Annotated in this window: 21 protein-coding genes and 1 pseudogene; 4 read left to right on the plus strand and 18 right to left on the minus strand. The window is 59.2% G+C overall.

Annotation, left to right across the window (positions count from 1 at the left end):
* Positions 1-96 precede the first annotated feature (96 nt).
* From AC13QY_RS04850 to AC13QY_RS04865, 4 genes are all read right to left on the minus strand, one after another.
* Entirely contained in the window at positions 97-870 is a 774-nt protein-coding gene (locus AC13QY_RS04850) for a hypothetical protein (RefSeq protein ID WP_113351179.1), read from the minus strand.
* Between the two features lie 273 nt (positions 871-1143).
* Positions 1144-2376 (minus strand): peptidase T, encoded by a 1233-nt coding sequence (gene pepT, locus AC13QY_RS04855; protein WP_113351180.1) that lies wholly within the window; start codon positions 2374-2376, stop codon positions 1144-1146.
* A 185-nt stretch (positions 2377-2561) separates the two neighbouring features.
* A complete protein-coding gene (locus AC13QY_RS04860) occupies positions 2562-3086 on the minus strand; it encodes a DUF992 domain-containing protein (protein WP_113332638.1) in 525 nt (174 codons plus the stop codon).
* Positions 3087-3337: 251 nt separating this feature from the next.
* The gene (locus AC13QY_RS04865; RefSeq protein ID WP_113351181.1) at positions 3338-4585 is read right to left on the minus strand and encodes an adenylate/guanylate cyclase domain-containing protein; all 1248 of its coding nucleotides are present in this window, start codon (positions 4583-4585) and stop codon (positions 3338-3340) included.
* Positions 4586-4808: 223 nt separating this feature from the next.
* On the opposite strand from AC13QY_RS04865, the gene AC13QY_RS04870 reads away from it, so the two are divergent.
* Entirely contained in the window at positions 4809-5390 is a 582-nt protein-coding gene (locus AC13QY_RS04870; protein ID WP_113332636.1) for a nucleoside 2-deoxyribosyltransferase, read from the plus strand.
* A 31-nt stretch (positions 5391-5421) separates the two neighbouring features.
* Here the strand turns inward: AC13QY_RS04870 and AC13QY_RS04875 are convergent, their stop codons facing one another.
* The 10 genes from AC13QY_RS04875 to AC13QY_RS04920 form a co-directional block, all read right to left on the minus strand.
* Positions 5422-6237 carry a phosphate/phosphite/phosphonate ABC transporter substrate-binding protein gene (locus AC13QY_RS04875; protein WP_233788770.1) on the minus strand — a complete coding sequence of 272 codons (816 nt, stop codon included), beginning with the start codon at positions 6235-6237 and terminating at the stop codon, positions 5422-5424.
* 6 nt (positions 6238-6243) lie between these two features.
* Complete coding sequence (locus AC13QY_RS04880; RefSeq protein WP_113351183.1) at positions 6244-7248, minus strand: ornithine cyclodeaminase family protein; 1005 nt, start codon at positions 7246-7248, stop codon at positions 6244-6246.
* A gap of 113 nt (positions 7249-7361) precedes the next feature.
* Positions 7362-8879, minus strand: a complete 1518-nt coding sequence (locus tag AC13QY_RS04885; RefSeq protein ID WP_113351184.1) for an HAL/PAL/TAL family ammonia-lyase — start codon at positions 8877-8879, stop codon at positions 7362-7364.
* Between the two features lie 293 nt (positions 8880-9172).
* Positions 9173-9595, minus strand: coding sequence for a type II toxin-antitoxin system VapC family toxin (locus tag AC13QY_RS04890; protein WP_113351185.1), 423 nt, complete (start codon positions 9593-9595; stop codon positions 9173-9175).
* Entirely contained in the window at positions 9592-9849 is a 258-nt protein-coding gene (locus tag AC13QY_RS04895) for a FitA-like ribbon-helix-helix domain-containing protein (protein ID WP_113351186.1), read from the minus strand. Before AC13QY_RS04895 ends, AC13QY_RS04890 begins: the two co-directional genes overlap by 4 nt.
* A 240-nt stretch (positions 9850-10089) precedes the next feature.
* Positions 10090-10836 (minus strand): ATP-binding cassette domain-containing protein, encoded by a 747-nt coding sequence (locus AC13QY_RS04900; protein WP_069615566.1) that lies wholly within the window; start codon positions 10834-10836, stop codon positions 10090-10092.
* Positions 10829-11893, minus strand: coding sequence for an ABC transporter permease subunit (locus tag AC13QY_RS04905; protein WP_113351187.1), 1065 nt, complete (start codon positions 11891-11893; stop codon positions 10829-10831). The genes AC13QY_RS04900 and AC13QY_RS04905 overlap by 8 nt, the downstream gene beginning before the upstream one ends.
* Before the next feature lie 108 nt (positions 11894-12001).
* A complete protein-coding gene (locus AC13QY_RS04910) occupies positions 12002-12991 on the minus strand; it encodes a substrate-binding domain-containing protein (protein WP_113332629.1) in 990 nt (329 codons plus the stop codon).
* A gap of 228 nt (positions 12992-13219) precedes the next feature.
* Positions 13220-14632 carry an ROK family protein gene (locus AC13QY_RS04915; RefSeq protein ID WP_113351188.1) on the minus strand — a complete coding sequence of 471 codons (1413 nt, stop codon included), beginning with the start codon at positions 14630-14632 and terminating at the stop codon, positions 13220-13222.
* Entirely contained in the window at positions 14625-15566 is a 942-nt protein-coding gene (locus AC13QY_RS04920) for a tagatose-bisphosphate aldolase (RefSeq protein ID WP_113351189.1), read from the minus strand. The genes AC13QY_RS04915 and AC13QY_RS04920 overlap by 8 nt, the downstream gene beginning before the upstream one ends.
* Positions 15567-15794: 228 nt before the next feature.
* Here AC13QY_RS04920 and AC13QY_RS04925 point away from each other — a divergent pair, with 228 nt between their 5' ends.
* Positions 15795-16715 carry a sugar-binding transcriptional regulator gene (locus tag AC13QY_RS04925; protein WP_173004662.1) on the plus strand — a complete coding sequence of 307 codons (921 nt, stop codon included), beginning with the start codon at positions 15795-15797 and terminating at the stop codon, positions 16713-16715.
* Entirely contained in the window at positions 16715-17377 is a 663-nt protein-coding gene (locus AC13QY_RS04930; protein ID WP_113351190.1) for an HAD-IA family hydrolase, read from the plus strand. The genes AC13QY_RS04925 and AC13QY_RS04930 overlap by 1 nt, the downstream gene beginning before the upstream one ends.
* Positions 17378-17384: 7 nt before the next feature.
* Here the strand turns inward: AC13QY_RS04930 and AC13QY_RS04935 are convergent, their stop codons facing one another.
* The 3 genes from AC13QY_RS04935 to AC13QY_RS04945 form a co-directional block, all read right to left on the minus strand.
* Complete coding sequence (locus tag AC13QY_RS04935) at positions 17385-17618, minus strand: tautomerase family protein (protein ID WP_113332625.1); 234 nt, start codon at positions 17616-17618, stop codon at positions 17385-17387.
* A gap of 460 nt (positions 17619-18078) precedes the next feature.
* On the minus strand, positions 18079-19320 hold the full coding sequence (locus AC13QY_RS04940) for an NAD(P)/FAD-dependent oxidoreductase (RefSeq protein ID WP_113351191.1): 1242 nt from the start codon (positions 19318-19320) through the stop codon (positions 18079-18081).
* Positions 19317-19634, minus strand: coding sequence for a MocE family 2Fe-2S type ferredoxin (locus AC13QY_RS04945; RefSeq protein ID WP_113351207.1), 318 nt, complete (start codon positions 19632-19634; stop codon positions 19317-19319). The genes AC13QY_RS04940 and AC13QY_RS04945 overlap by 4 nt, the downstream gene beginning before the upstream one ends.
* A gap of 179 nt (positions 19635-19813) precedes the next feature.
* Between AC13QY_RS04945 and AC13QY_RS04950 the strand changes: the two are divergent.
* Positions 19814-20528, plus strand: a pseudogene (locus AC13QY_RS04950) (LacI family DNA-binding transcriptional regulator).
* 181 nt (positions 20529-20709) lie between these two features.
* Here AC13QY_RS04950 and AC13QY_RS04955 read toward each other — a convergent pair.
* A partial coding sequence (locus AC13QY_RS04955; RefSeq protein ID WP_488492745.1) for a sterol desaturase family protein occupies positions 20710-21077 on the minus strand: 368 nt, incomplete at its 5' end.

A 21077-nucleotide genomic window follows, 5' to 3' on the forward strand; every position in this document is an offset into this window, starting at 1 on the left:
GGGACGCATGTCCGCGCCCATTGCCGATATCAAGACAACGGGCGCAGACTTTTATTCTCGAGCGAAGGGGTGTTGAGACACCCGACGAAAAGCCGCCTATAGGCCGCCGGCGCTCGCCGTACTGCGCAGCAGCCGGCAAAGGCTGACAAGACCAGCATCGAAATTGCCGGATGCCGTCACCTGACGACAGGCAATCAGCATACGTTTCTGCTCAGCGCTCGACATGGTACGGAAAGCGGCAAGTGTGCGCGTGCTCGATCCCCTGCCGGAATTGCCCGAGCCCAGCCCGAAGCCGCTCGTGCCGCCTGTGCCTCCGGTTGCCATACCCATTCCACTGGATCCGGTACCCCCAGTCGAGCCAGTCCCGCTGCCGGTTCCACCGCCGCTGCCGCCTGAATCGCTCCCACCGATACCAACACCCACGCCGACGCCCACTCCGGATCCGCCGACGGAGACACCAGCGCCAGCATTGACACCACTTGAGCCTCCAACCGAAGCGCCGAGACCAGCGTTGACGCCGTTGCTATTGGCCGATGCGCCCACGCCGGCATTCACTCCGTTGGAACCGCCAACGGACGCGCCGACGCCCGCGTTGACACCGCTCGTTCCGGATACGGAAGCACCCGCACCGGCGTTGACGCCGTTCGTGCCGCCGACCGATGCACCGACGCCGGCATTAAGCCCATTGGAGCCAAGCCCTGCGCCCAAACCAGCGTTGATGCCGCCGACCGATACGCCAACACCCAATCCAGTGCTTCCGGATCGGCTGCCGCCGTGATCCGTCCCGCCGCCGGGCTCTGCATAACTTGTCGAGGTCAATAGAAGAAGAGCGGATGCAGCGATTGCCATCCGTGAAGATTGTATTCTCATGACTAAACTCCGTTTCAGTTTAGGCTTTTGTCAGCCTGTTTCTGATTGCCGGAGCGCGCGCACCGTAGAGTTGGAATGAAGGGGCCCGTTTATTCTCCTTTCCTCCCAAGACTACACTACAGAATAATCTAATTTAGTAATGCTTCAATATAAAAATTCACGGATGGCTTGCATAATGACAAGGAGATTGGTTCCGAACAGGCCAAAGTGACCTATTTCGCGACAGGGTTACTAGGCTTTTATAGGATGAACGAGGTTTTTTCTCGAAAGCTTTCAGGAGCGCTCCGCCCATACCTTGGCCAACTCTACGAGCGTCTTCACGGCTCTTTCCATATCCTGCCGGCTTACCCATTCCAGCGGCGAATGAAAGGCATGCCCGCCGGCAAAGATATTGGCGCAGGGCAGCCCCATGAAGGAGAGCCTGGAACCGTCGGTACCGCCGCGAATGCTGCCGCGCACTGGCGTCATGCCGGCACGGCGGATGGCCTCGACAGCATTTTCGACGATTTCCGGATGACGATCGAGAATCGTCTTCATGTTGCGATACTGATGCCGAACGGTGAAGGTGTGCGAGGAGCCGGGATAGGCTTTCATGACATCCTTGACGATCGCCTCCAGCATAGTCTCCTTGTCGACAAGGCCTTGCTCGTCGAAATCGCGGATGATGAAGCCGAGTGAAGCCTTCTCCATCGAGCCGCTGATGCCGGTAGGGTGGATAAAGCCGTCGCGGCCGTCCGTCGTCTCTGGAGCTATGTTCTTCGGCAGCCTGTCGATGATCGCGCCGGCAATCCTGATGGCATTTTCCATTTTTCCTTTGGCGAAGCCTGGATGGATGGCGACGCCATGGATGATAACCTCGACACTGTCGGCCGAGAAAGTCTCGTCTTCTATATGCCCCGCCGTTTCACCATCAACCGTATAGGCGAATTGCGCTCCCAGCTTCTTCAAATCCACCTTGTCGACACCACGCCCGATCTCTTCGTCCGTCGTGAACAGAAGCTTGATGGTGCCGTGACGGATATCAGGATTGTCGACGAGATATTTGGCGGCTGCGACGATTTCGGCAAGACCGGCCTTGTCATCCGCGCCAAGCAGCGTCGTACCGTCCGAGGTGATGATGTCGTTGCCGATCTGATCGCGCAGGGCAGGGTGTTCTTCAAGGCGAATGACCTGCTGCGGGTCGCCCGTGAGGCGGATATCACCGCCGGAATAGTCGCGCACGATCTGCGGCTTGACATTCGTGCCGGTAAAATCGGGCGCTGTGTCCATGTGGGAACAAAAGCAGATGACGGGAACCGGCTTGTCGATATTCGATGGAATGGTCGCATAGACATAGCCGTGCTCGTCTAGATGTGCATCGGCAAGCCCGATCGCCAGCAAATCCTCAACCAGGATGCGCCCGAGATTCTTCTGCTTCGCAGTGGAAGGCTGCGTGACCGAAGACGGGTCCGATTGCGTGTCGACGACGACATAACGAAGAAAACGATCGGTGACGGTATCGGTCATGAATTTGGCTCCGAAGAATCTCTAGGGTTTACATAGCTATAGCGCCGCGAGGGTACATGGATAGACCGATTTTGCGCGGAAGGCGCCGGTCTGCGAAGCTCGCTGTCACCGCCCCGACAGAAAAGGCCGCTCCAGCGCCAGGCAGGAGCGGCCATATTCAATGGTCAAGACTTTAAGCAAAACACTCAATCGACCGACGTCAGCGTGACCGAGGTACCGGTAGCCGCAACGTTCAAGCCGAGCTGACCCGTAACGCTCACGGTCTGAAGGTGGATGGAGCCGGCGGTGCCACCGACAAGGATGTTCGTGCCCACGCCGGCACCGACAGTGGCTTCAACGGTAGCGCCCTGGTAAAGGCCGCTCAGAGAACCACGATGGTAGCCGGCTGTCGGCGCGAAGACGAGCCAAACGAGCCGGCTGCGGGTCGTAAAGCCGAGATCGACGCCCATCTTGCGGATCGCGCCGGTATAGTGATCGACACGACGCGAATGCCCGACTGTCGAATGGAAGGTGCAATCCATTTCCTTGGCAGAGCCGAGGACGTAGCCGACGCCGCCGCCGATATCGCATTCGAGATAGCCGATTTTCACGCCATTGCGGTCATCCGGCTCCTCGCTATAGGTCGCCGGCATGTCGGCTGCGCGCGCCGCAGCGGTGCCCGCAACGATCAACGCCGCCGCTGAAAACGCCAGGGTCAGGATTTTTCTCATCTGTTTTCTCCTTGTCAGAGTATTATGGGTGGCAAACACCCTCGTGGTAGAGCCGATAGAATCAACCCTCATTTAACGTTCGTACGCGCAGAACGATCCCCAAATTAAGGCGGCTATCGTCATGATCCACTTCACAATATAGGGAAGTCCTTCCGCCACGGCACCCTTTGGGCATTTCACGTTTTGCAACCGACTGAATCGCGCCGTACAAAATCGAGGATTTGCAGGGCAAAGCTCGCCCTGCCTACCCGTCAACCGTGTTGAAGCAAGACTTCCTTGGCGGCAAAGGCGAACACATCGACCGGTTCTCCAAGCCCCTTGAGAGGGAAGGAGCCGAGGCTTTCCATATCCCGCCTGCAGCCGGCCATGTCGACGAAGGCCTTGGACAGAAGTACCGGCCGCTTGACCTCCTTCGTCAAGGACTCCAACCGTGAAGCGATATTGACGGCCGGACCGATGACCGTGAAATCAAGGCGAGTGCGTGAGCCGATATTGCCATACATTACGTCACCGACATGCACGCCGACACCGTAGCGCAGAATTTCACGGCCATGCTTTCGGTTTTCCTCATTGAGTGCGGCAACGCTTGCCTGTGCCTCGCTGATGGCAAGAAGCAGATTGTGACAGGCATTCGGATCGCTCAACGGGAAAATGGCCAACAGGCCGTCGCCCATGAATTTGAGGATCTCGCCGCCATGCTTTTCGATCGGGTCGACCATCGCGTCGAAATAACCATTCAGCAATTCGATGACATCGTCACGCGGCCACATGTCAGAGATGGTGGTGAAGTCGCGCAGATCGCAGATGAGGATCGCGGCTCCGACCGTGGTGCCGCTGCCGCGCGTCGTGGCGCCAGCCAGGATCTTCTCGCTGGCATGCGGTCCGACATAGGTCCGCAGCAGCGTGCGGGCCATGATGTTCTTCAACCGGATCTCGGTCACCATTGTCAGGGCCGGCAACAGGTCCTTCAAGAAGGTGATGTGCTGTTCGGTAAAGCCGCCCGGAGCATCCGAGGCAAAGGTCACGATATGGCGCTTGCCGAGCGTGTGGTAGATCGGCCAGGCGATATAGTCGGTCAGTCCTTCCGCCTGCATTTCTTTATATAGTGGATATTTCAGCTCCGACTTTTCACAGACCTCGAGATTTTTCCGGACTTCCGTCGCGCCATTGAAAATCTCATTGATAGGGCTTGCCAGAAATTGCGGCGTGTTCTCGACCCCATAGCTGAATGTCGCGATATCGGCCTCCTTCATGCCGGTGCGCCAAAGAATTCTCGCCCCTAGCCATTGCGGATGCAGCGTTCGGAAGTGCATCGTCGCTCTCGCGACTGGAACTCCGATTGCCCGCATTTTCTCGCAGAGTTCCACGAGGATATTGTCGATGAAACGCTGGTCGCGGACATCATTCATAAGCCAATCGAGGATCTTGCTTTGTTTCGTCGGCCAATTGCCCTGGTCGTCCTGTGTCGAGGCGGCAACGGCCTCAAGAGAAGATTGCATTTTCTATACCCCACAAATTCCGTCACCTATCCTGGACAGAGAGCACCATTCGGTCCGAAGGGAACTATACGCGTCTCGTCGTTGACCGGGAACGGCAATCGCCGTTATTTCGCGATTTCGTAAATTATGCGCCCAGCTATGGCGGTTGCGCTTTGAATCAGCCATAGGCTTCATATGGTTCCGCAACTGCTGCGGTGCAAGATTTCATTAAAGAGGTGAGGCATTGAGAGCATATCTGGCAGGCCCGGAAGTCTTCCTCCCGAACGCTAGGGAAATCCTCGATCGCAAGATCGCGCTGGCGCGCAGCTATGGTTTTACGCCGGTTTCTCCCGGTGACCTTGCCGTGCCTGAGACGGAGACGCGCCGGCAGCGCGGCCTTGCCATCAGTTCCATCAACGAGAAACTGATGATGAGCGCCGATCTCATCATCGCCAACCTGACGCCGTTTCGTGGTGTCGCCGCCGATATCGGCACGGCCTTCGAACTCGGCTTCATGTGCGCCCGCGGTTGCCCGGCGTTTGCCTTTTCCAACTGCCTCGATAACCACTTCGAGCGTGTGAGCAGGCTTTATGGCGGCGAAGTGCAGCTCGGTGAGGACGGACGTCATCGTGGCCCCGACGGCATGGCGCTGGAAAATTTCGATATGACCGACAATCTGATGCTCGATGGCGGCATAGCGGCACGTGACGGCATCATCGTCACGCGCCAGGTCGCGGCTGACCAGCTCTTTCTGGATCTGACGGCCTTCGAGGAATGTCTGGGTCTCGCAGCAAAGAAATTATTGATACACGTCGCCAGCGCATAATGTGCCGGCTATTGATTGGCGCGTCCGAACTTCACCATATTCCGAGAGCAGCATCGATGGCGCGCGCTCTTGCGGGAAGCTGGTCATAAGCGGCAGCATCCGGCTCGGCAAAGGCCAGCAGTCCGAGCGATGCGAGGATATCGCTCCCTTGCCGATCTTGGTGGGCCTTGAGAAGAACGGTGCGTAGCGCGTCGACGATATCCGGCGATTGCTGCCTTGCAGCCACCAGCAAAGGGAAGGGAGCCGGCTTCGTGGTGCCGACGATGTGCAATGGCGCAATCATGTCCGGCTCGTGCATTGCCATCAGCTGAAAGGCATAGGCGTCAATGGCGCCGACATCTATGGTATCTGAACGAATGGCGTCGACTACGCCGCGTGGATTGAGAAGTGGGCCGACGATCTGCGCCGCTGCAGGCCTATTCGCAAGCGTGGCAAAGAATTCCCTCGGCGCATTATAGCCGGACTGAGAGTCCCGCACGGTCCAGCCCCAGCGTGCGGTTGCGAGATCGGCTTCAGTCAGCGCTCTATCACGAGCGGCGACGATATGGCTCGCATAGACTGGCTGCCCGTTTGCCCAGTCCGCCAGGGAAACCGGCGCGGCCAATGGCTCCGGACGCTCCGCCGGCGATAGCCGGGAGAACGGAAAGCCGCACATGAAAACGGCACCCATGTCCGGACGTCTCCATAGGTCGGACAGAGGTGCCGGAGCCGCATGCGCAATGATTTCGAGCTCGACGCCTGACCGGTCGGCAAGCCAATGAAAGAGCTCATCCCAGAGACCGGATATTTTCGGGCTCAGATTGTACATTCGTGAGCAGGCAATGGCCACGGCAGGGGATATCGTCATGACGCGTCACGCAAACCGAAGGCGCTGGCCGATATTCATGCGCTTTGCTTTTTCGACCATGGCTGCGCCGAGCGCGACGTCAGTGGTGCTCAGGCCCCGATGCCAGAAGAGGATGGTCTCGTCATCGCTTTCGCGGCCCGGCTTCGTGCCGCAAACGATCTGGCCGATTTCGGCATGCAGCGTCTCCGCCGTCACCTTACCCTCATCGACATGGCGACGAAGGGCACCGAAGGGACGCCCGGGTCCGCATTGTCCCCAGTCATCCACGACGACCTTGTCCATGATGTCGGTCAGGTCGAATTCGAGTGCGCTCATCGTGCCGTAAGGCACGACGAAGGCGCCTTTCTTGACCCAGGCGGTCTTGAACAGAGGCGTCGGCTCCGGCAGGCGGCTCGCCTCGATCATGATATCGGCGCCTTTCAGGCAATCCTCCCAATTGTCCGTCACGATGATCTTCTTGCCGAGATCCTTTTCCAGCCGGGCGGCAAAGGCGTCGCGGCTTTCCGGACGGCGCGAATGCACGCGGATCTCATCGAAGTCGAAGAGGTGATCGAGCAGCCGCACGTTCCAGTAGGAAGTGCCGCGTGCGCCGATATGGCCGAGGATCCTGCTGTTCTTGCGGGCGAGATGGCGCGCGCCGATAGCCGTGACCGCGCCAGTGCGCATATCGGTGATGGCAGTCGCATCGATGATCGCCTTCGGTACGCCGGTGCGCGGATCGAAGAGATTGAGAACCGCCAGCTCCGAGGGCAGGCCCTGCTTGTAGTTGTCGACGAAATCGCCGACGACCTTGACGCCGGCATAATCGAGCGGCTTCACATAGCCGCGCAGCACATTGAAATGACCCTTATCGGAACTCTCGGGCACGAGATGAACGCGAGGCTCGATGACCGTCTCGCCGCGCCCCTGAGCATCGAGCGCCTTGGTCACGGCGTCGAGTATTTCGTCGTTGGAAAGGGCCAGCGCCTTGGCGTCGATGGCGTTGAGATAGTCGATCCAAATTTCCTGCATTACCGTTCTCCAGGCATGTCACCGGCCGTGCCGGTCTATCGGATGATGCAGGCCGCCAGACGGCCTGCGAGAAAGCGAGGCAACGGGCGTGGACCGCCTTGCCGCCATATCGATCAGGAAGCCATCTCCATCATGTCGGCGTTCTCAATGAACTCCGACAGCCTCTGAAAATCTGGTCCCTGCGCACGATCTTCCTCTAGCGGCGGGACAATTTCGCGCACCTTGCGATAGGCGCGCTGCGTTCCGCCGCCGAGCTCGCCCGCCACACCGCGCAGATCAACGGCCTGGGCGGACGCGACAAGCTCGATCGCAACCAGATAACGCATCCGCTCGATCATCGCCTCGATCTTCGTCAGGACACTCGGCGCCATCGACGCCTGATCCTCGACGCCGTCCGCGACCGGGATCGGCGTGAACGAAACCGGATTGGCCAGATGGCGTATCTCGGCTTCAAGCGCCGAGACCGTTTTCTGCACGGTGGCAAATCCTGTCCTGCTCTGACCGAGCGGGGTCAGGAAGCGCGGCAACTCCGACACGCCCGGAGACATGATTTTCATCGTTCTATAGACGGTCGCCGCCGCACAATGGGCGATGGCCTGGCCAAGGCGCTCCCATGCGAGAACGAAGGCGGTCATGTCGAAATTGCCATGTGACAGGATAAGCCCTTCCTCGGCCAGTACGACAGGATTGTCGCCGGAACTCGCAAGCTCGATCTCGGTGGCGGCGCACGCTTCGCCGATCGCGTGGAGCAGGGCACCCCAGACCTGCGGGGCACAGCGATAGCTTAAAGGATCCTGCAAGCGCCGTGCCGCACCGTCGATAAAAAGAGAGCTCCCGGAAAGCAGCTCGCGAAGTCTCGCCGCGGTTTCGCGTTGGCCGAAGGCTGGTCTTGCCGCCAGCGCGCGGTCATCGAAAGCCGAGACATTGGCGCGGAATGCCTCGAAATTCAGTGCGACGGCTGCAAGCGACCAATCGAACAGGCGCACGATATCCTCGATGCAGAGGCAGGCCTTGCCAACCGACAGGCTGTTGGCGACCACGAGGACGTGGCCATCCTTCGGGGCGATCGGCAAAGGTTTCAGACCGACTTTCGAGAGGGCATCCCGCGCCGGCATGATTGCGCCATCAAGCTCCGCCTCGCCGTCGCCCAACAAGGCCCGCGCCATATGCGCCAGAGGCGCAAGATCGGCTGCACCGATCGAGCCAAGCGAGGGAACCACCGGATGAAAGCCTGCATTCAGCGCGGCGACGAGACCGGCGAAAACCGGGAGCGATACGCCGGAGCCGCCAGCCGCCATGCCAGCAATACGAGCGGCCATCATCGCCCTGACGGTTTCGCGTGGCAGCGCCGGCCCAACCCCGACGGCGCGGGCTTGCGGTACACGTAACTGAAAGGCGATCAGGTCCTCCGTGGCGAGCCGTGTGTCGACACCTGCGCCCAATGCCGTCGTCAAACCATAAACAGGCTGGTCGGCCGCCAAATAGCGTTCGACGACGGCGCGCGCAGCGGCGATTTTGTTTTCAACGCCAGTCGAAACCTCGATCCATGCACTACGGCGCGCTATCGAAGCAATGTCGCTTATCTTCGGTGCGCTACCGGTGAAACGCACGGTGGGTACGGCTTCGGTCATGCCTGCTTGCCTCCAGGAAAAGCACTTATAGCCCGGTGGCTCTTCCTCGATCCAGCCTCCAGATTGCATTTGTTGCCGGGATGGCTGAGGAGTCGCACATCCCGTTTGAAGATTACGAACATTTCCTGATTAGCTCCCCGATTAAGGATCGAATGCATTCGGTACCGCGAGAGTAGGGAGATCAACGGGTGCGGTCACGCGGATCGTCGGGCGATGCTCAGCGTGAACAAGCTGTTGCCATTTGAATATTCGGATTGTTCGGCAGACTTATCACGCGACTGCCTTAACCGCCTTCATTTCATGTTCCAAGGGTTGATGACGCTTAAACCGCCAGCCTCAAAAGGGCTAGTATCGCGCGTCGCTACCATAAAGCCATGTGAGGCAGCCGTGGCGGCAATATAGCCGTCTGCCGTGCCAATGGACTTGCCTGCCCTCCTCGCTAACGCCATCAAATCGGCATAGGCTTGCGAGGCATCCAGGTCAAAAGGCAGAACCCGGTTGGCAAAAGCCGGTAAAACCTCCCTTTCCAATCGGTCTTGATAGATCGTACGCCGCTTGCCCTCAGGCATCGCAGCCAAGTCGAAGCGCAGTTCGGCAACGGTGATGATCGAGAGGTAGAGTGTTTCGATCATCTGCGCATCGATCCACGACAACACATTCGGATCGGGCGTGATCTTCCACAGCTCGGAAATGACGTTGGTGTCGAGAACAATCATTCGAAGCTAATCGGCCCGACCGGGGTCTTCTCGCGAAGCTGGTTGAAACCCTCAGCTTCGGCTTCGGTTAGCCCTCCCGCTTCACGAGCAATGGATGTCAACAGCGAACCCAGCTTCAGCCGGCCTTCTGGTTTTGCTGCCTTTTCCAGAATATCGCGGATCTCGGCTTCAGTGCTGCGACCGTGCATAGCAGCTCGCACTCGGATCGCACGATGCACCTCGTCTGGCACATTGCGAATGGTGATCGATGCCATTGCTTCACGCTCCCATATTTGATTGCATTGATAGCAATATATGAGAACGCAATCAAAGCAAAGCAAGCGGAAATGCGCTTGCCGGCTTTCTACGCGCTCCAGCATCAACTGCCGGCCTCTTGGTTCTTGCTACGGCTCTGGTGAATCCAAAATGAGCGCCTTTGATTGCTGACAACGAAACGGCAACGGCGACGAAACACCGTTGCCGCTCTCGGCTCAAATCATGTGCCGGCGATCCTGCTAACCGCCGACCATGAGCCGCACGACTTCCTCATGATTGGTGTCGGCGATGTTGCGTTCACCGGCAACGATCCCGCGGCGCAGGACGACGATGCGGTCGGAGACCGCGAAAATATCCTGCAGATTGTGCGATATGAAGATGACGCCGCGCCCCTGCGCCTTCAGCGACTTGATGAGAGCCACGACCTTGCGCTGTTCCGGCACGCCGAGTGCTGCGGTCGGCTCGTCCATAACGAGGATGCGGGCATTCCAATAGACGGCACGCCCAATCGCGACGGCCTGCCGCTGACCGCCGGAAAAGTTGCTGACGGGCGCATCGAGCCTCTTCACGTGGAAATCCAGCTCCGCCATCGTCTTGCGCGCCGCTTCGGCCATGGCTTTCCGATCGAGCACCGGCAGGAAGCCGAAGAGCTTCTTCATCGGCTCACGGCCGAGGAAAATATTGGCGCCGATCGGCAGATTATCGGCAAGCGCCAGATCCTGATAGATCGTCTCGATGCCTTTCTCGCGCGCATCCTGCGGCGATGAGAAGGTGACAGGCTTGCCTTCGATCAGGATTTCGCCGGCGGTCGGCGGATAGACGCCGGAAATCGCCTTGATCATCGTCGTCTTGCCGGCGCCGTTGTCACCCGCAAGTGCCACGACTTCACCGGGCCGCACGACCATGGAGCAATTGTCGAGGGCACGCACCGCACCGAAATAACGCGAGAGATTGCGGACCTCGAGGAGGGGAGTTGCACTATTCATCCTGTTTTGCTCCGCTGAACCGACGCTGCGCCTGGTCGATGAGCACCGAAATGATGATGACGACGCCGACGGCGATGAACTGCCAGAACGGCTCCACATTCATGAAGACGAGACCATACTGGATGACGGCGATGACGAGAGCGCCGGCAATGGTGCCGATGATCGTGCCGGAACCGCCGAAGAGGCTGGCGCCGCCGATAACGACAGCGGCCACGCTATCGAGCAGCAGGGGCTCGCCCGCCTGGGCGGCGCCTGCAGTGAAACGGGCCGCATAGAGCGCGCCGCCCAGGCCCGCACAGACGGCCGAGAGAATATAGAGCCGCAGCAGATGGGACTTGATGTCGATGCCGGCGCGGCGCGCCGCCTGGGCATTGGCGCCGATGGCATAATTATGCTGGCCGAAGCGGGTCTGGCTCAGCAAATAATGCATGATCACCACGAAGACGAGCGTGACAATGACGAGATAGGGCACGCCATAGAATCGTCCGTTGCCAAGCTCGGCGAAATAGGAATTCTTGACCGGCACCGTCGTACCGCCGGCGAGCAGGAAGGCCGTGCCACGCGCCACGCCGAACATGCCGAGCGTACCGATGAACGGCGGAACCTTGAGACGGGAGATCAGGAGACCATTGATGAGGCCGGGGACTGCGGCTGCCAGCATGGCGACGAGGATGCCGAAGACCATTGCGACGGGCAGAGGCATGGAAAGACCGGCGATATTGGCAATATGCGCGGCGACGACGGCCGCAAGGCCCATGATGAAGCCGGTCGACAGATCGATACCGCCTGAGATGATGACGAAAGTCTGCCCGATTGCCAGCAGCAACGGTGCTACCGCGAAGATCGCAACGGACTGCCAGTTGAAGCTCGAGCCGATGAACGTGCCACCGAAGTCGATCCGCGCCCAGATCTCGAAAGTCACGATAAGCGCAGCAAGAAAGAGCCACGCACGCAATTGCGCGATGCGATTAAGAAGTGTTTTTGCCTGGTCGCCGTGGTCTGCCTGTGGCGCCACGTGCTGATCCGCCTTGCGGACCTCTGCATTGTCGATTGTCATGGATCGGTCCAAACTGGAGCGTTGGAAGCGCGAAGATTAGGGCGCCGTCGCTCTATCATCGTTGGATAATGTGCCTCGCCGATGGGCGAGGCACAGACTATCTCCGCATCAATCGGAGTAGATGAACTTCGCGATCTTCTTGTCGGCTACGTTCGACTTGTCGATGACCGTGAAGCCGGTCCCGATCGCTGTCGGAATCGAATTGCCGGTGAGATGCGCATAAGCGGCCATCACTCCGAAATAGCCGATCTCGGCCGGATGCTGCGCAATCGCCAGATCGACGAGACCGGAGTTGATGTTATCAACGATAGACGTCGGCGCATCGAAGGCCACCACGCGGATCTTACCCGTCTGGCCGGCCTGCTGCACGCCGTTGGCGGCACCGAGAGCGGAGAACAGATTGGCCCCGAAAACGCCATCGAGATCGGAGTTGCGTGCGAAGACGGCCTGCAGCTGCGATGCTGCCTTGTTGGCGTCGTCATCGTTATATTGCGTCTCCAGAACGGTGATGTTCGGATACTTCTTCATCTCCTCCTTGAAACCCTGCTCACGCTGGTCTGTGGTCGAGACGCCGGGCTTGACGTTGGAAACATAGACCTTGCCCTTTTCGCCAACGGCCTTTGCCAGTGCGCGGGCGGCAATCGCCCCGCCGAGCAGGTTGTCGGAAGCGATATAGGCCAGCGGGAAATCGGCATCACCGCTGCCGGTCTGGTAGACGCCGTTACCGATGAAGGTATCGACGGTGATGATCGGAATGCCGGCATCAGCAGCCTTCTTCAGAGGCTGGATGAGCTGATCCTTGTCGGTCGGCGCAATCAGAATGAAATCGGGCTTCTTGGCGATCACTGCGTCAAGAACCGGAACCTGGGTCACCGGGTTGAAATCGGGGCCGCCCTGAAAAACGAGCTCGGCACCGACAGCCTTGGCTGCCGCTTCGGCACCCTTGCGCATGGTAATATAGAAGGCGTCGGTCGTCAGACCCGGAATGAGGGCAATCGTAAACTTCTTGTCTGCGGCTTTGGTGCTGCCGGCAACTGCCGCAACACCGGTAGCGAGCGATGCCACGGCCGTAGCCTTGAGAAATGAGCGGCGCTCCATAATTTTCCTCCTCTTGAAGCCGAACCTCCCCTGTCCGGCAAAGCGATAATCAGTGGGTTACTGCGGCACGTCAAGCAATTTTTTTCTGCAAAGAATTTCCATCATCTTGTTGATATAGCTACACAATTCTGCCATGCACACAATGCCGGCATCTGCCGGGGACATAGCGTCGCACGACAGTTCAGGATTATTTCGCATTTATGCCGTCTGCCCGGACGGCGGCGCTTATCATTCGCTCTCGAAGACCTTTGAAAGCCAGGCCATAATAGCCGCCATATCCGGTTCCTCCGTCTGGTCGACCGTCATTACGGCACCACATCCCATAGGCTCGGCCCGATCGGCAAGCGCTACCAATTCCGGCACATATTCGGCACCTGGATGTCCAGGTAATCGGTCCTTCAACCGACTGGCGTAACGCTCGCCCGCAACCGATCCAGGCACCTTGCACCAGAGTTCGGCGACATGGCCTATCTGCGCAGCATTGAGATAACTCTCTAGCTGAGCCTTCGGCTGAAAGCCGAACCATGCATCGACAATGAAGGTCGAGCCCGTCGGCGCCTCCGCCATAAAGGACCAGATCGCCTGGTAGCTTGCCTTTCCCAGCGTCCGATTGAAGTCGCGGTCGACGGGGCCGATATGCTGCAGGAACGGGTTCTTGATGCCGTCGAGAGACAGGACCGGCCAGCCGGTCCGCAGCGACAAAGCTTTGGCCAGGCGGCTTTTGCCGGAAGCCGGCACGCCGTTGACCATGACAACCCGCTTTCCTTGCGGCGCGGCATCAGCGCCGAAAATCGAAAGTCCGGCGCCGATCACGCCGGCATCGTCTGAAAGCTTCGCTGGCAATATGGCGGGGCAGAACCAGGGAGCGCTTGCTGGCAAATCGGCAAGAGCCCGTGCGGCATCACAGCCAAGCCCGCCGCCGAGCAGGATAATCTCCGGATCCATGGTCGCTGCGATATTGTCGAGTGCGGCACGCAAGGGTGTTGCCCATTGGCGCAGCACACGGACTGCCGTGTCGTTTCCTTCCGCCGCCATCTCGAAGATTTCACGAATTGTCGTGACGGATAATCCGGATTCGGCGATATGCCGGCGCAAAGCGGTTCCGGAACTGAAGGTCTCGACGCAGCCGCGTCTGCCGCAAGGGCAGGGCGGGCCATCCTGCGATACACAAATATGGCCGAGTTGTCCGGCCGCCTTGTGCCCGTGGTAGATGCGCCCGGCATGGGCGACAGCGCCGCCAATGCCCGTCCCGATCGTCAGCATCGCGACGTTTTGATAGCCTTTGGCGCCACCGATCCGCATTTCTGCGATCAGCGCCATGCTGCAATCATTCTCGATGACAACAGGTTTTTGCAGCGCTGTCTCGAGCCGCTTTACGAAATCGAGGCCAGAGAGGTTGAGGATGCCGCCAGACAGAATCTCGCGTCTGTCGACGTCGACCCGCCCTGGTATGCCGACGCCGATCCCCAAAACTTCAGGAGTGTCGAGCGAGCGCGCCATCGCAATGACGCGCTCCAATGCCAACAGGGGATCTGTCGGGGTTCTTTCCGACAGCTTGGAAAGAATCTCGCCTTGAACGGAGACGAGGGCGGCACGAATATTCGTGCCGCCAATATCGACGCCGATGGCGATGTCAGCCATGGGCGCGCTGCCTTTGATCAGCGCCGTTAGAGCCTGCGCCCTTGAAGTGCGTCGCAATGACGGCCTGAATTTCCCGAAGCCTCGGCACCGCGACCGTCTCCAGACGATCCTTCGTTACCGAACGATCGAGCGAGATGCAGTCTTTCCACAGCGAGCGACCGGCGATGACGCCCGAAGCGCCGTTGCGCATGGCATCCTCGACCTGGCTGAGGAAGGTGGCGTGGTCGACACCGGCCGACAGCACCGCCCACGGCACATCGCCGGAAAGGCGCGTGACTTCGGCGCAGGCTTCCGACGAGCCGGGATAAGGGATTTTCAAGACTTTCGCACCGAGATCGAGGCAGATCTTGCTGCCGCCGACGATCAGAGAGGGCAGCTTCGCCTTGTAATCTGTCTCATCCTCGTCTTCGAACTTGTAGGTCAGGAATTCAACGACCAGCAGAAGATCCTCATGCGCGAAATCTTCGATGCACTGCTTCAGGATCTGAATATTGTGGGCGTTCGCCGCATCCCGATCCGAGCGCAGATAGACCATGATCTTGCCACCCGTTGCCCCCAGCTGGCGCACGCGGCGTGCGGAGATGCCGGCAACCAGCTTCGACAGACGATAGCCGTCCGCCGATGTATCCCAGCCGGAAGCATCGAGGCCGATCAGCAGTGCGGTATCGCGCTGGAGGACACGATCATCGACCAGCGCCGGCACGGCGCAGATGGGATCGACGAGAACACAGGACGCCTTGCTCGCGAGGAAGCGGGCGATATCGGCCTTCGTGTCCCCCAGCACCTTATCGGAGATCGCCGCCTGTTCGGCCGGGTCCTTGGCTAGAAGGCTGCGCATGCCGCCGCGCTGATCGCAGGCAATCACCATCATGGCACCGTCGCTGCCGCAAATCTGCTGGTAGCCGCGCATCTCCGCTGTCGTCAATTTCGTCATGTGATCCTTCCTCCAGCCGTTGCGAAACGGCACCCATACGAGCAAGCCTTCCCCACTCCTCGAAGAGGGCAATACTCTTGAAATTGAGGACTCTCATGCGCGGTATAAACGTTGCGAAACCGGGCTTTTTAAGCGATAACTCCTCAAGTGTCATACGTGTAACACATTGCAGAAAGGAATTTCAATCTGAATTCGTCTCAATCGCAGGAGGCTGCGGCAAATCGCGCGTTGCTGCACACGGTCGCCAAACTGCACTACCAATCCGATATGGCGCAGGTGGATATTGCCAGGAAGCTTGGTCTGTCGACGGCGACGGTTTCGCGGTTGCTGCAGCGAGCGCGGGCAGTCGGGATCGTCCGGATCGAGGTGATCGATCTCTCATCTGCTGAAGAGCTGAATGCTGCACTGATCGACGGCCTGAAGCTGCGCACCGCTGCCGTAATCGATACGCCGTCATCAAACGTGCTGAGCGCGCTTGCCGCGCCTGTCGGCTCGCTTCTGCAGCAGGCGAGCCTGCGTTCGGGTTCGACGCTCGGCATCGGTTGGGGGCGGGCGGTGCGCGAGGTGACATTGGCTGGTCTGCCGCAATTGCCCGGTATCGTCACGGTCGCGCTGAACGGTGGCATGCAGCACGCAGCGCCTCACTTTCAGATCAACGAATTCGTGCGCCAGGCGGCGGTCCAGATGGGTGGCGTGCCGCATTTCCTGCATGCGCCTTATATCTCTTCGACCGAACTCCGGGATGCGTTTCTCGGAGATCCCACGGTCCAACAGGTGACGTCTCTCTGGGACAGGCTGGACGCGGCAATCGTCGGTGTCGGGCTGACACATGCGGCCAACCCTTCGGAAACAGCGTTGCCGGGCGAAAAGGCGCTGAGCCATGCAGCCGGCGATGTGCTGCGCCACTACGTCACCGAGGAGGGCGAGATCCTGCACTGGGATGGAGAGGAGGGGATGATTGCAGCCTCTCCCGCACAATTGCGGAAGGTGCCGCTCTGCATCGCCGTTGCTGCTACTCCCGGCAAAGCTAGCGGCATTATCGGCGCGGCACGATCGGGAATGATCAATGCTTTGGTCACCGATGCCAATACCGCACAGGCTATCCTCGATCGTCTGTCATCCAACCCAAAAGTCGAGGATCGATCCTGATGCCCTTTGACGACCGCTCCTTCGGCGCCTTCCTGTTCGATATGGATGGAACCGTCCTGAATTCGATAGCGGTCGCCGAACGGGTCTGGACCTCGTGGGCGGAAAAACGCGGTGTCGATGCCATCGCCTTGCTGGCGACCATTCATGGTCGCAAGGCGATCGAGACGATCACCCGCCTCGGCCTTTCGGGGATCGATCCCGCCGAAGAGGTCAGGATACTCACACAGGCCGAAATCGATGATGTTGCCGGCGTTGAACCGATCACGGGCGCTATCGGCTTTCTGAAAAGCCTGCCGTTGGATCGCTGGGCGATCGTCACCTCCGCTCCCCGTGAACTCGCCAAGGTCCGCATTGCGGCAGCCGGTATTCCCTGGCCGGAGATTCTGATCGCCGGCGAGGATGTGCAGCATGGCAAGCCGGCGCCGGATTGCTTCATGTTAGCTGCAAGGATGTTGGCACAACCTATTGAAGAATGTCTTATTTTTGAGGATGCACCAGCGGGAATAGAGGCGGCGGAGGCCTCAGGTGCTTCCGTGCTTGTGATCAGCGCGACCCATCGGACGCCGTTATTCACACGGCATCCGACTATTGAGGACTATGATCGCGTGAGTGCGGGCATCGATGCAAATGGTAATCTGCGTCTCTCTACCAGACCCGATTGACTAGCCCTCACCGAAACGGATCGTAGCCCGGCTTTTTATAGATCGTGTCTGACTTGTCCTGGATATCGGGGACATAGACCTTCCCAGCCCAATCGGACATCGCGACATCCTCGATCGCGACCGATACCGAGCTCTCGTCAACGCCGAGTGTTTCGATGACCGCCTTGGTCAGATTTTCAGCCACGGCATGTTTCATTGCTTCGGTTCTTCCTGCTGCCATTTTCAAAATTATATGGGGCATCGGGTCATTCCTGTGCTCGTCGGAGGATGTCAGACCAGTAAAAGTCTCCGTCGGGGCTTTGCCACCGTGCGGCGGCCCGCCGGACCAAGCTCCAAGCTCTTTGCTTATTCGCACAGGAAAAGCACTGCGAGGATGAAGCTTGCTGCGGAAGGGTGCGTTCCATGGCTATCCTTCATTTGGTCTGGCGTTGCCTGCGGACGTTGCTCATGGGGCTTTCGGCTCCGGCCCGACGTCTTTGCGGAGCAAGGCAGATATCCACATCGGATCTCATAGCGATACGAACGAATTACCGCCGCTGCTAAGTCCTAGGGAACTGCAGAAAGAATGTAGGACGATCCGGATGCCGGATTAGCACCTGAATGCTGCAAACACTTATGGCATCTGCTCATGAATGCACTGCTGCAGCCTGCCGATGATACCGGCAGGCTGTCGCGTGAGGCCAACGTATCTTGATAGCCTGTCAGGCCGCTCGAGGCAGCATGGATTTCAGGTTCGCGTTGCCAGCCAGCGCTTCGGTCGATGGCGTGACGCGTCCGGCAATCAGCATCTCGCTGAGTTTGATATCCTTGGCGACCCTGTTGCCAGGGCCGACGCCGCTTGCGGCCACTAGCCGCTGCTGGTCGTCGAGATGAAACAGGATGAAGGCGCCATCCCCGAGGTCTCTGTGAACGACCGAGCGGCCTTCATCGACGAGTCCGGCGATCTGCAGCGTATGATCGAACTGGTCGGACCAGAAATAGGGAACGGCCTGATAATTGCGCGCCGCGCCCATCAAATTTGCGGCCGCGAGAATGCCCTGATCCTGCGCGTTGCGCCATGCTTCGAGACGCAGACGGCGACCGTCATAAAGGAGATGCGGAAACGAGCAGCAGTCTCCGGCGGCATAAATATCGCGCTCCGATGTTTCCAGGCGCTCATTGACCGCAATGCCGTTGTCGATTGCGATACCGGCGCGTGCAGCAAGCTCGGTGCGCGGCAGCGCGCCGATCCCGACGACAAGCACATCGGCCGAAATCGCATCGCCATCGGAAAGAGAAATATCGACACGCTGCTCATCCGCTTCGAGCCCGAGAACCGCTACACCGCATTTCACGACGACGCCATTGCCTTGGTGCAGGGCAGTAATCGTTTCGGCGATCGGTTCGGGGACACCGCGCTTGAGGATACGCTCCTGGGACTCGATGACCGTAACCCTCGCTCCGCGGCCGCGTGCCGAAGCGGCGACCTCCAGGCCGATGAAACCGCCCCCAAGCACTGCCACATGCATATCGGCTCGGACGAAGCAACGGAGTGCAAGCGCATCATCGATCGTCCGCAGATAGACTATGCGGCTGCTGACGGGCGCGTTCGGCAATCGCCTTGGTGCCGCGCCGGTCGCCAGTAGCAGTTTGTCATAGGGCAGCGCCCGGCCATCGGAGAGGAGCAATTGCTTTCCGGACGTGTCGATGGTATCGCCCGAAGTGCTGCCGATATGACGGATTGCCTGCTCCGCCAGCACGAAATCATTGAGAACGGTTGGCATCCGAGGCTCCATCTCGCCAAGCAGAACTTGTTTGGAAAGAGGCGGCCGCTCGTAAGGAAGGTGAACCTCATCGCCGATGAGGGTGATCGCCTGCCGGTAACCGCTCTCCCTCAGGCTCAAAGCGGCGCGCGCGCCGCATTCACCGGCGCCAACGATGATGATGCCCGCATCGCTGCTCATGCGCCGATTCCGATCAGGATGCGATCGCCTTCCACTCTGACCGGATAGGTTTTCAGATTGATGCAGACCGGAGCGCCTCGCGCTTCACCCGTCTTATAGCTGAAGCGGCCATTGTGCTTCGGACACTCGATGGTGTCATCCATGACGAGCCCATCGGCCAAATGGATTTTCTCATGAGTGCAAAGCCCATCCGTAGCGAAATATTCGTCATCGGGACTACGATAGATCGCAAAGGTTCGCCCGGCGTGATCGAAGCGGACAACATCCTCCTGATCGATTTCATCGGCAGCGCAGGCATCAACCCAGTTCATCATTTCATCCTCCTCATTGCAGTCACCGCAAGGCGCGAAAGGTATCATCCAATCGTGGGAGCAGGTCGACGTTGCGCTTTGATAGCGCATCGTTTTTTCCTCCCGGCTGGTTCCAAGCATGCGCGAAATGCGCCTTCACATTCCACGCCGATTATGATCATTTTTCATCAGGGAGGAGCGGCATGAAGAAGGCACGTCTCGTGGACATCGCCGCCGCCGCTGGTGTCGGCCTTGCGACTGTGGAGCGCGTTCTCAACGAACGCGGCAGCGTCAGGCCGCAAACGGCGGAGAAGGTGGTGCTGGCAGCAAAGCGCTTAGGCTACAAAAGGATCATCCCAAGTCTTTATCGCGGCACGATCCGCATCGAAGTCATCCTAGTCAGGCCGGAGTCGCCGTTTTTTCAGCCGGCTCAACCATGCCTTCGAGCGAATCGCCGCCTCGCTGGACAGCTCGATCACCGTCCACCGGACCTTTGTCGAAGAGAGCGAGCCGGAGAAGTTCGCTGCGCATGTGGCCGATAGCAGCATTCGCCGGCATGGCCTGATCGTTGCCGCGGAAGTGATGACGCAGGCGTTGCGTCGCTGTTCGGATATTATCGGTATCTACAATGCCGGCGGTGCCAATCTTGGGGTCGGCTCGGTGCTTCAGCGCTTTCAGGAACGACAGGGAAGGGATTGCGTCTGGATAGGGCACGAACTCAACGACGAAACGCGCCGCTTCATCGCCTCGGGGCTGATGACGCTCGTTCTCGATCAGGCACCCGAAACCCAGGCAAGGCGCGCACTGGAGACGATATTATCGCGTATGGGGATTATTGATGTGCCCGTTAGCCAAGAGCCGGTTCCGTTCCTGACCTATACGACGGAGAATGTTGGCCCGGCATCCAGTCACCACTAGGTGACAAGGCCGGAGCCTGCAGAAGGAGGACCGCAGGCTCCGGCATTTCCCGCCATCAACGGCCGATTGAACCGGTGGCGGGGGGAGAGCTCAATACGCGCATATGGAGCACATAGCGCCTTTGGCAAGTCCTTGAGATCATTGTCCTGGCTGGAAGAACCCAGCCAGGCTCGGCTCTTTGCTAGCTTGGCGTGCCGGAGCGGCGGGCCTGCTTTTCTGCGTATTTCTTGGCGCGCTCCATGAAGCGCTTGTTCATGCGGTCCTCGGCCTCTTTCGAGCCGTCGTGAAAGGTGCCGAACCATTGGTCGAGCGGGATGACGCCATCGGCATAATTGCACTCGAAGAATTTGTGATGGAGATAGTGGTCGTAGGCATGGGTATCGATCCCGGCTTCCTCGCCGATCACGATCTTGTCGAAACCGGCATGGCCTGGCGCCGGTGCGAGAGCGGCATGTGTCAGATGGAACAACGCATGGACCGGGTTGGACGGTACGATCCAATGGATGAGGACACCCGAAAAATACAGCAGATGTTCGACCGGATGCATGG

This window comes from Martinezella sp. CNPSo 3795, from assembly GCF_057784475.1.

Excerpts from the sequence above, each read along its gene's own strand:
- AC13QY_RS04850 (WP_113351179.1), bottom strand. The coding sequence starts at position 870 with ATGAGAATACAATCTTCACGGATGGCAATCGCTGCATCCGCTCTTCTT.
- pepT (WP_113351180.1), bottom strand. The coding sequence starts at position 2,376 with ATGACCGATACCGTCACCGATCGTTTTCTTCGTTATGTCGTCGTCGAC.
- AC13QY_RS04860 (WP_113332638.1), bottom strand. The coding sequence starts at position 3,086 with ATGAGAAAAATCCTGACCCTGGCGTTTTCAGCGGCGGCGTTGATCGTT.
- AC13QY_RS04865 (WP_113351181.1), bottom strand. The coding sequence starts at position 4,585 with ATGCAATCTTCTCTTGAGGCCGTTGCCGCCTCGACACAGGACGACCAG.
- AC13QY_RS04875 (WP_233788770.1), bottom strand. The coding sequence starts at position 6,237 with ATGACGATATCCCCTGCCGTGGCCATTGCCTGCTCACGAATGTACAAT.
- AC13QY_RS04880 (WP_113351183.1), bottom strand. The coding sequence starts at position 7,248 with ATGCAGGAAATTTGGATCGACTATCTCAACGCCATCGACGCCAAGGCG.
- AC13QY_RS04885 (WP_113351184.1), bottom strand. The coding sequence starts at position 8,879 with ATGACCGAAGCCGTACCCACCGTGCGTTTCACCGGTAGCGCACCGAAG.
- AC13QY_RS04890 (WP_113351185.1), bottom strand. The coding sequence starts at position 9,595 with ATGATTGTTCTCGACACCAACGTCATTTCCGAGCTGTGGAAGATCACG.
- AC13QY_RS04895 (WP_113351186.1), bottom strand. The coding sequence starts at position 9,849 with ATGGCATCGATCACCATTCGCAATGTGCCAGACGAGGTGCATCGTGCG.
- AC13QY_RS04900 (WP_069615566.1), bottom strand. The coding sequence starts at position 10,836 with ATGAATAGTGCAACTCCCCTCCTCGAGGTCCGCAATCTCTCGCGTTAT.
- AC13QY_RS04905 (WP_113351187.1), bottom strand. The coding sequence starts at position 11,893 with ATGACAATCGACAATGCAGAGGTCCGCAAGGCGGATCAGCACGTGGCG.
- AC13QY_RS04910 (WP_113332629.1), bottom strand. The coding sequence starts at position 12,991 with ATGGAGCGCCGCTCATTTCTCAAGGCTACGGCCGTGGCATCGCTCGCT.
- AC13QY_RS04915 (WP_113351188.1), bottom strand. The coding sequence starts at position 14,632 with ATGGCTGACATCGCCATCGGCGTCGATATTGGCGGCACGAATATTCGT.
- AC13QY_RS04920 (WP_113351189.1), bottom strand. The coding sequence starts at position 15,566 with ATGACGAAATTGACGACAGCGGAGATGCGCGGCTACCAGCAGATTTGC.
- AC13QY_RS04930 (WP_113351190.1), top strand. The coding sequence starts at position 16,715 with ATGCCCTTTGACGACCGCTCCTTCGGCGCCTTCCTGTTCGATATGGAT.
- AC13QY_RS04935 (WP_113332625.1), bottom strand. The coding sequence starts at position 17,618 with ATGCCCCATATAATTTTGAAAATGGCAGCAGGAAGAACCGAAGCAATG.
- AC13QY_RS04940 (WP_113351191.1), bottom strand. The coding sequence starts at position 19,320 with ATGAGCAGCGATGCGGGCATCATCATCGTTGGCGCCGGTGAATGCGGC.
- AC13QY_RS04945 (WP_113351207.1), bottom strand. The coding sequence starts at position 19,634 with ATGATGAACTGGGTTGATGCCTGCGCTGCCGATGAAATCGATCAGGAG.